We start from the raw sequence: 1,781 nt of genomic DNA, 5'->3' as shown, positions 1-1,781 counted from the left end.
CTTCTGTGTAGAACTTTACAGCAAATCCCCTTGGGTCTCGCATTGTTTCTGGAGAGTCCTTTCCATGAGTTACGGTAGAAAATCTGACAAAAACGGGCGTCTGTTTGCCTGCTCCTGAAAAAACTTTTGCGCGGGTGTATTTTTCAACGGGCTCATCCCCAAGTTTTCCGTACGTTTCAAAATATCCGTGAGCTCCGGTTCCTCGGGCATGAACAACACGTTCTGGTATACGTTCACGATCAAAATGCGAAAGTTTTTCAATCAGCTGGTAATTTTCAAGAGTAGCAGGTCCTCTGTTGCCTACCGTTCGAGAATTTTGGTTATCACGAATGGGGTGACCTTGACGCGTTGTAAGCGTCTGCTCGTTTTCTCCGGCTGCATAGCGTTTGTCTTCCGAGTCACCTGATCCGCTAACATTTGTACCATGAATGCCTTTATGGCTCATAAAATAATCCTCCTTGTTTCCAACATAACAAGACTATTTTTTTCAGCCCTCGCTTTTTTATTCATTAATATGGAAATAATATAAATTTTTAGAAGAAAAGCTGTTTTACTAAAGAGGGGAACAAATCCGCTAAACGAATAAATTTTAAAAAAGTTTCACATTTCAAAAAAAAAATAAATTGTTTTTTTTGAAATATAAAGATAATGTTACGGGTGATTTTTTACCTATTATTAGTGTAGGAAAAGGAATAATATTGGAATATATTAGCTTTTTTGTCGAACTTATTAAGTGTTAAACGACAATAAACTACGACAATATACACCATACATCTGCGCTACTGTCGTTTCCTGTAACATAAATGTAATATTAGTGATGTTATTTTGTAATAATGTGTTGTTACAATGTAAACGTCTTATAGATTAGTAGATTATGGCATTGGAGGAACCTTTTTTTATGAAAAAGTTGATATATTCGTTAGCGTTATGTGGATCTTTAACAGTAGTACCTACAATTAGTGAAGCTGCTTTAGGAGATGCTACGCTGCACCCAGGAACAAGTAATTCAGATGTGAAAGAATTACAGCAAAAATTAAAAAACAAAGGTTATTTTACATACGGTACAACAACAAACTATTACGGTTCAATCACGACTAGCGCAGTAAAGTCGTTTCAGCGTGCAAATGGCTTGTCTGCAGATGGTATTGCAGGTCCATCTACATTTAATAAACTGCTAGGAAGCGGAAGCTCATCAAGTTCATCAATTAGCTCAAGTTCATTGCTGCGCGTTGGTTCAACTGGACCAAACGTACAATCTTTACAGCAGCAGCTAAAGAATAAAGGCTATTTTAAAGGAACTACGACTCAATACTTCGGTTCAATTACAAAAAATGCAGTAATGGCATTTCAACGTGCAAACGGACTGTCTGTGGACGGAATTGCGGGTCCAGCTACGTTGAGTAAATTAAAAAATGGCGGTTCTAGCGCTTCAACTGGTGGTTCTAGCTCTAGCAGCTCAACTATTTTACGTCAAGGTATGAAAGGTTCAGCAGTAAGCAGCCTTCAGCAAAAACTAAAAAATAAAGGTTACTTCTCAGCTGGTGTAACAGGCTACTTTGGCTCAATTACAACAAGTGCAGTAAAATCATTTCAACGTGCAAATGGTTTATTAGTAGACGGAGAAGCGGGTCCAGATACGCTGAATAAATTAAATTCAAGCAGCTCTAGCAGCTCAAAACCTTCAACATCAACAGGAAGCAGCACAAGCTCAAGCTCAGCTTCAAAAGTTATTTCATATGGTAAACGTTTTATGGGAACACCTTATGTTTGGGGTGGAGCTG

The 1,781-nt window shown here is 38.1% G+C and carries 2 protein-coding genes; one reads left to right on the top strand and one right to left on the bottom strand.

Annotated elements, in window-relative coordinates:
* The coding region (locus AC1DRF_RS26030; protein WP_477742079.1) for a catalase at positions 1-445 on the bottom strand (445 nt) is incomplete at its 3' end.
* Positions 446-898: 453 nt separating this feature from the next.
* On the opposite strand from AC1DRF_RS26030, the gene AC1DRF_RS26025 reads away from it, so the two are divergent.
* Positions 899-1,781, top strand: an 883-nt coding sequence (locus AC1DRF_RS26025) for a peptidoglycan-binding protein (RefSeq protein ID WP_477742078.1), incomplete at its 3' end; no start/stop codon positions are given.

This window comes from Priestia sp. P5_B4, assembly GCF_056400385.1.
The sequence above is the reverse complement of the archived record's forward strand: the minus strand, read 5'-3'. Positions and strand labels throughout refer to the sequence as shown.